10 protein-coding genes are annotated in these 6,200 nt (G+C 66.9%); 9 read left to right on the top strand and 1 reads right to left on the bottom strand.

The window, feature by feature from the left end; all coding sequences use genetic code 11:
• From V7778_RS22795 to V7778_RS22760, 8 genes are all read left to right on the top strand, one after another.
• Nucleotides 1–446, top strand: a 446-nt coding sequence (locus tag V7778_RS22795) for a flagellar hook-length control protein FliK (RefSeq protein ID WP_335559532.1), incomplete at its 5' end; no start/stop codon positions are given.
• A 4-nt stretch (nucleotides 447–450) separates the two neighbouring features.
• Entirely contained in the window at nucleotides 451–909 is a 459-nt protein-coding gene (locus V7778_RS22790) for a flagellar basal body-associated FliL family protein (RefSeq protein WP_335559530.1), read from the top strand.
• Between the two features lie 39 nt (nucleotides 910–948).
• Nucleotides 949–1,686 carry a FliA/WhiG family RNA polymerase sigma factor gene (locus V7778_RS22785; RefSeq protein ID WP_335559528.1) on the top strand — a complete coding sequence of 246 codons (738 nt, stop codon included), beginning with the start codon at nucleotides 949–951 and terminating at the stop codon, nucleotides 1,684–1,686.
• A 46-nt stretch (nucleotides 1,687–1,732) separates the two neighbouring features.
• The gene (gene motA / locus V7778_RS22780; RefSeq protein ID WP_335559527.1) at nucleotides 1,733–2,644 is read left to right on the top strand and encodes a flagellar motor stator protein MotA; all 912 of its coding nucleotides are present in this window, start codon (nucleotides 1,733–1,735) and stop codon (nucleotides 2,642–2,644) included.
• A gap of 2 nt (nucleotides 2,645–2,646) precedes the next feature.
• A complete protein-coding gene (locus V7778_RS22775) occupies nucleotides 2,647–3,588 on the top strand; it encodes a flagellar motor protein MotB (RefSeq protein WP_335559525.1) in 942 nt (313 codons plus the stop codon).
• A gap of 36 nt (nucleotides 3,589–3,624) precedes the next feature.
• Nucleotides 3,625–3,888, top strand: coding sequence for a flagellar biosynthesis anti-sigma factor FlgM (gene flgM / locus V7778_RS22770; RefSeq protein WP_211521922.1), 264 nt, complete (start codon nucleotides 3,625–3,627; stop codon nucleotides 3,886–3,888).
• Nucleotides 3,888–4,328, top strand: a complete 441-nt coding sequence (gene flgN / locus V7778_RS22765) for a flagellar export chaperone FlgN (RefSeq protein WP_335559523.1) — start codon at nucleotides 3,888–3,890, stop codon at nucleotides 4,326–4,328. Before flgM ends, flgN begins: the two co-directional genes overlap by 1 nt.
• Nucleotides 4,315–5,076, top strand: a complete 762-nt coding sequence (locus V7778_RS22760; protein WP_335559521.1) for a glycoside hydrolase family 73 protein — start codon at nucleotides 4,315–4,317, stop codon at nucleotides 5,074–5,076. The genes flgN and V7778_RS22760 overlap by 14 nt, the downstream gene beginning before the upstream one ends.
• Here the strand turns inward: V7778_RS22760 and flgA are convergent.
• Nucleotides 5,063–5,608: a flagellar basal body P-ring formation chaperone FlgA gene (gene flgA, locus V7778_RS22755; RefSeq protein WP_335559534.1), complete on the bottom strand. Its 546-nt coding sequence runs from the start codon at nucleotides 5,606–5,608 to the stop codon at nucleotides 5,063–5,065. The genes V7778_RS22760 and flgA overlap by 14 nt on opposite strands.
• A gap of 229 nt (nucleotides 5,609–5,837) precedes the next feature.
• Here flgA and flgB point away from each other — a divergent pair, with 229 nt between their 5' ends.
• Nucleotides 5,838–6,197 carry a flagellar basal body rod protein FlgB gene (flgB, locus tag V7778_RS22750; RefSeq protein ID WP_335559519.1) on the top strand — a complete coding sequence of 120 codons (360 nt, stop codon included), beginning with the start codon at nucleotides 5,838–5,840 and terminating at the stop codon, nucleotides 6,195–6,197.
• The last annotated feature ends 3 nt before the right edge of the window (nucleotides 6,198–6,200 follow it).

Here is a 6,200-nt window from a genome sequence, read left to right as displayed (position 1 = left end):
TGGCCGGTCCGCCGTCCGCCTGGCGCCAGACGCTCCAGGAAGCACTGGGCGAGCGCTTGCAGCTCCAATCGGCCAAAGGCGTGGACCAGGCGACCATCCGCCTCGAGCCGCCGATGCTGGGCCGGATCGACATCTCGATCCGCCACGCCGCCGGCTCGCTGGAAGTCAACATCTCGGCCACCCACGGCGAGGTGCTGCGCCAGCTGAACACGGTCAGCGACAACCTGCGCAACGACCTGGCCCAGCGCCAGACCGGCGAGGTGTCGGTCACCGTCACCCAGGCGCCGCGCGCCCAGGCCGGCGCCCAGGCGAATTCGCAGTCCGGCGCCGATGCGCAGGGCCGCGGCCGCCAGCCGGGCCAGGAACAGGAAGAGCGCACTCCGGGCCAGGCCTTGCGCGACGCCGGTCAACACGATTCGCAGTTCTCCTTGAACGGACGCGTATAAAGTCATGAAAGCCAAACTGATCATTGCATTCGCCGGCGTTGCGCTGGCGGCCGCTGCCGCCGCCGGCGGCGCCATGTGGTACCTGAACCCGGCCCCGACCAAGGCCGAGGCCGCGGTCGAGCACAAGCCCGTGCCCGAAAAGAGCCTGACCAAGTACGTCACCCTCGACAAGGTGATCGTGATGCTGCGCCGCGCTCCCAACGAGCCGGCCGCCCACTACCTGTCGGTCGACCTGGTGCTGGCCACCACGCCGGAACTGGAAAAGGAAGCCAAGGAACATCTGCCGCTGCTGCGCAGCATCGTGGTGTCCAGCCTGTCCACGCGCAGCCTGGCGGAAGCATCGGCCATGACGGTGGACCAGTATGCCGAGCAGCTGAACAAGACCTTCGACGCCAGCTATGCCAAGGAAAACCACGTGAAGCCGTTTTCCGAAGTCATGATCGGCAAGCTGATCATCGAATAACCGAACCGATACATAACCGAGTTGACTACCGGGGACAACGTGGGCTATTCAGCCGAATATCTCGACGCCGGCGCCGGCGACTACCAGGACGCGGCCATCGGCGCGGGCATGAGCCCGCGCGACGAGCAGCGCCACCTGGTGGCCTACGCGCCGCTGGTCAAGCGCATCGCACGCCAGCTGAATTCGCAGGCGTCGAGCGTGATGTCGCGCGAGGACATGGAACAGATCGGGCTCATGGGCCTGCTCGAAGCCCTGCGCCGCTACGGCACGCCCGACACCGGCTTCGGCAGCTATGCCTCGCTGCGCGTGCGCGGCGCGATCCTGGACGAGCTACGCCGCCAGGACTGGCGTCCGCGCACCGTGCGCCAGGACAGCCACAAGCTGCGCGACGGCCTGCGCGCCCTCACCCGCCGCCTGGGCCGCGAGCCGAGCGAGAAGGAAGCCATGGAGGCGCTCGGCATCGACGCCACCGACTACTATCAGCACATGCTGGACGAGAGCGCCGAAGAAATGCTGAGCTTCGACGAAGTGCTGCAGGAAACCACGGACCAGGCGCACAGCGCGCCCAGCCCGGAAGAATCGTATCTCGTGCGCCGCAGCCTGGAACAGGTGCTGGGCAGCCTTAACGAGAAGGAACAGCGTGTGATCCAGATGATCTACGAGTTCGAACTCAGCTACAAGGAAATCGCCGCCGTGCTCGACCTGTCGGACGCGCGCGTCTGCCAGCTCAACAAGAGCGCGCTGGCCAAGATGAAGGCCGCGCTGCAGCGCGCCTGATGAACAACCAAGATCATTACCACAAACGCCAGAAAGGCCTGACGTCATGCAGCAATTATTAGGTATCGCCATCGTCCTGGGGTGCGTGTTCGGGGGCTTCACCCTGATGGGCGGCACCTTCGCCTCCATCTTCCACCCCATCGAGCTGCTCATCATCGGCGGCGCCGCGTTCGGGGCACTGGTGCTGGGCAATCCCAAGCACGTGCTGGCCGAGCTGGCCCACCAGCTCAAAAAGGTCGCCGCGCGCAAGAAGCACGACTCGGAATTCCAGCGCCAGCTGCTGCTGCTGATGTACGAACTGCTGCAGACCGCCGCCGGCGGCCTGAAGGCGCTCGACGCCCACGTCGAGGCGCCCGCCGAGAGCCCGCTGTTCCAGCGCTATCCGCGCATCCTGGAAGAGCCGAAGCTGCTGGCTTTCATCGTCGACAACTTCCGCCTGATGGCGATGGGCAAGATCAACTCGCACGAGCTGGAAGGCGTGCTGGAGCAGGAACTGGAAGCCATCCACGAGGAGCTGACCCAGCCTGCCAAGTCGCTGCAGAAAATCGCCGAGGCGATGCCGGGCTTCGGCATCCTGGCCGCTGTGCTGGGCATCGTGATGGCCATGTACTCGGTCTCGGGCGGCGCGGATTCGGGCGAGATCGCCGAGAAGATCGGCGCGGCCATGGTCGGCACCTTTATCGGCATCTTCTTCTGCTACGGCCTGCTGGAACCGCTGGCCAACATGATGAAGCAGCTGGTCAACTCGGAGGCCTCGACCATGGAAACCGTCAAGGTGGTGCTGTGCACCCACGTGGCCGGCAAGCCGGCGCTGCTGGCGATCGACGCCGGCCGCCGCCTGATCCAGCTGAACACCAAGCCCAGCTTCGCCCAGCTCGAACAATGGATCAACGCCATGGGCGGCGAAGATGAATCGCAGAACAAGCGTCGCCGCACGGGCGACCGCATGACGGGGTAATCGTGTCCGCACTCAAGAACGACAAGCACGAAGCCACCATCGTCAAGCGCGGCGGCGGCAAGCATGCGCACGACGAGCACGGCGGCGCCTGGAAGGTCGCATTCGCCGACTTTTGCCTGGCCTTGATGGCATTGTTTCTAGTTCTCTGGCTGATTGCCGCACGAGAACAACAGAATCTCAAGAAAATCGTGCGCGACGCCACCGAGAGCGGTATGCTCGAAGGGCTGGGCCGGAAACCCGAGATCGCTTCCGAGCCGAGCGGCAGTATGATCGAACGCTTCGACTTGCCGATGACCGGCACCAGCAACGCCGACGGGCCGGGCGCTCCGAGCGCACCGCGCGTGGCCTACGAGACCGCTTCCGACCTGGCCGCGCTGTCCAAGGCCCTGGGCGAACTGAGCGCCGAGGCGGGCCTGGCGCCCAACCTGGCTACCGTGGTGACACCCTATGGCTTGCGCGTGATGCTGCACGACACGGACAAGCAGGGCATGTTCATGCGCGGCAGTGCGCTGCCGACGGGCCGTTTCGCCCGGCTGCTGCGCAAGATGGGGCCGCTGTTTGCCCAGATGAAGAACCAGATGCTGATCGTGGGCCACACCGATGCTTCCCGCTTCGCCGGTCCCGACAGCGGTGGCTATTCGAACTGGGCGCTGTCGACCGACCGCGCATTGTCGGCCCGTGCCGAGCTGCTGGGCGGCGGGATGCGTTCGGAAAGCGTGTTGCAGGTGGTGGGCATGGCCGACCGCGGCCCGCTCGACGCCAAGGAGCCGCTGGCCGGCGTGAACCGGCGCATCGAGCTCATGATCCTGACCAGCGCCCAGTCGCGCACGGTGTCGTCGATGTTCGGCACGCCGGGCAAGCCTGACGCCCTGGGCAAGGAAGCCTCGATCGGCAAGACGGACGAGGCGGCGCTGGAAGAACTGCGCAAGCAACTGCCGAAGTAAATCATGACGATCCAATCGAAAACCCGAGGTAACCGCATGAAAGTCACCGGCTCGTCCGTTACGACAGTCACGATGGGCACCCAGCGCGTCAGCGTGCCGGTCCCGGCCGAGGCGCCCGCCGCCCCCAGCGCCGCGCTGCAGTCGGAAGTGCTGAAGCCGGCCGCCGAAGCCATGGGCGCCATGCCCGACTTCGACGCCGCCCGCGTGGCCGAGCTGCGCGACCAGCTGGCGCGCGGCGAGCTGCCTTTCGATCCGGCGCGCCTCGCCGGCCTGATCCAGAAATTCCACGGGAGTCGTTAATGTCCAAACCACTGGCGAAGCTGACCCGCCCGCAGGCCACCGCCCTGCTGCTCGACGGCGTGCGCCTGGACGTCCAGGACGGCGCGGCCGTGCGCGACTTGCTGGAACAGCAATTCGAAGCCGCCGTGCGCCACCGCAGCAGCGAGCTGACCCAGCTTGCCGAACAACTTACTCCCCTGCTCGATACGATGGAAGCACGGCGCCAGCAGCGCGTGTCGCTGGTGCGCGCCCTGCTCGGCCCCCAGGCCACGATGGACGCCTTCTTCGCCACCCTGGACGCGGCCGCACGCGGTGCCGCGCAGGCGGCCTGGAGCGAACTGGAAGCGGTCGTCACGGCCTGCAAGGCCGCCACCACCCGCAACGCCAGCCTGCTGGCCGAACAGTACACCGTGATGCAGCGCGTGCTGCACGGCGAGGACGGCATCTATGCGCCCCGCTGATTTCCTGTCCACGCGCATCGAGGCCCTGGCGCCCACCAGCGCCACCCGTCCGACCGCCCCGCTCGGCGGCGGCGGCGCGGGCTTCGGCGCGATGTTCGGCGAGGTACAAAGTGAAGTGGCCGCTTACATCCAGAACGGCGACGGCGGCAGCAGCGCCGCCACCAGCCTGAACGCCGAAGGCGCGCTGCTGCGCGCCCGCGCCAACGGGCTCATCATGGGCGCGGAAGAACCGGAAGGCGTCGAAGGCGCCGCGCCGATGGGCGGCGCCGCCCCGGAATCGCCCCAGCAGCGTGCATTCCTGGAAAGTATCGCCCCCTGGGCGCGCGAAGCGGCCCAGCAGCTGGGCGTGGCGCCGGAACTGGTGTCGGCCCATGCCGCGCTGGAATCGGGCTGGGGCCAGCGTCCTTTGCGCACCAGCAATGGCGCCTCGAGCCACAACCTGTTCGGTATCAAGGCCGGGTCCGGCTGGGATGGCGCGGTGACGGATTCCGCCACCACCGAGTACGTGAACGGCGCCGCGATCAAGACGCGCGAGCGTTTCCGCGCCTATCCGGACGGCGCCAGCGCCTTCCGCGACTACGCCCAGATGCTGATCGACAATCCGCGCTACCGCGGCGCGCTGGGCGTCGGCGACGATGCCAAGGCCTTCGCCCAGGGCCTGGCGCGCGGCGGCTACGCCACCGACCCGGCCTATGCGGCCAAGCTGAGCCGCCTGGCCAGCAAACTGCAAGGACTCAACGGGCAGTAGCGGGCAAGTCGACCGGCTCGACCGTGCCGGCCCCCGCCACGCGCATTCGCACCACCTGCCCGGACGCCGCATTGCGCACCCGAACGATGGCGCCGCGCGCGCCGGCGTCCATTGCCTCCCCCGCCATGCTGACTTCGATGCCCTCGTGGCGCGCCACCATGATCACCTGGTCGCCGCGCTTGACGACAATCGGCGCCGTCAGCTGGCTGGCGCGCAGGATCTCGCCGGCGCGCAGGCTGCGCCGGCTGCTCTGGCCCAGGGCCAGGGCCGGATCGCCGACCGCATCGGGGATATTGGTGATGTCGCGCCGCTCGAGGGCGATGTCGGCGTCGTTCAGGGGCTGGTTGGGACCGACCGGGGCGGCCGTGACCGCCACCTGGGCGGAAACCCGGGCGCGCACCACGAAATCGTGGCGCCAGCCCTTGCCGGCGGCGCAGCGGGCGACGAAGCGCATGCGGGCCGGCTGGCGCGTGTCGAGCGCCTCGACCTCGACTTTTCCGGCACAGGGGGGCGCCGGGCGGCTGCTGACCACGGACAAGTCGTATTCCGGGTCGGACAGGCCGTTGGATGCCGCGAGCTTGTCTAATTGTATACGGGCAGCCTGTTCTATCTCAGCAGTAATTGTTTGTGCGACCACGGTTGTGGCGCACAAAAGACAGGTTACAATGAATAGGGTTGCCCTATGGAAAGCAATCATTAGAAAATGTGTCCTGCGAAAAATCACATTGTAAATCACCGCAGTATTCCGACGAAGGATCGCCATGACGATTAATTTCAAAGACGCCCTCGGCGTGCATGCCGACGCGCTCCAGGTGCGCGCCGAACGCACGCGCGTGCTTGCCTCGAACATCGCCAACGAAAGCACGCCGGGCTATACCGCGCGCGACATCGATTTCGCGTCGGCCATGCAGGACCGCATCGCCGAGGAAGCGGGCGAGCCGACCTTGTCGGAAGACGGACCGCTGTACCGCGTGCCCTTCCACCCCAGCGCCGACGGCAACACCGTCGAAATCGGGGTCGAGCAGGCCGCGTTTTCGCAGAACGCATCGGATTTCCAGACCAGCCTCACCTTCATCAACATGAAGCTGCGCGGCCTGGCCAAGGCCATCAACGGCCAATAACCA

This window comes from Massilia sp. DD77 (assembly GCF_036961685.1).
GTDB lineage: Bacteria > Pseudomonadota > Gammaproteobacteria > Burkholderiales > Burkholderiaceae_D > Telluria.
Note: the sequence above shows the minus strand (reverse complement) of the source record. Positions and strands in the feature narration are given on the sequence as shown.

Coding starts and splice junctions, on each gene's coding strand:
- V7778_RS22790 (WP_335559530.1), top strand. CDS start 451: ATGAAAGCCAAACTGATCATTGCATTCGCCGGCGTTGCGCTGGCGGCC.
- motA (WP_335559527.1), top strand. CDS start 1,733: ATGCAGCAATTATTAGGTATCGCCATCGTCCTGGGGTGCGTGTTCGGG.
- flgM (WP_211521922.1), top strand. CDS start 3,625: ATGAAAGTCACCGGCTCGTCCGTTACGACAGTCACGATGGGCACCCAG.
- flgN (WP_335559523.1), top strand. CDS start 3,888: ATGTCCAAACCACTGGCGAAGCTGACCCGCCCGCAGGCCACCGCCCTG.
- V7778_RS22760 (WP_335559521.1), top strand. CDS start 4,315: ATGCGCCCCGCTGATTTCCTGTCCACGCGCATCGAGGCCCTGGCGCCC.
- flgB (WP_335559519.1), top strand. CDS start 5,838: ATGACGATTAATTTCAAAGACGCCCTCGGCGTGCATGCCGACGCGCTC.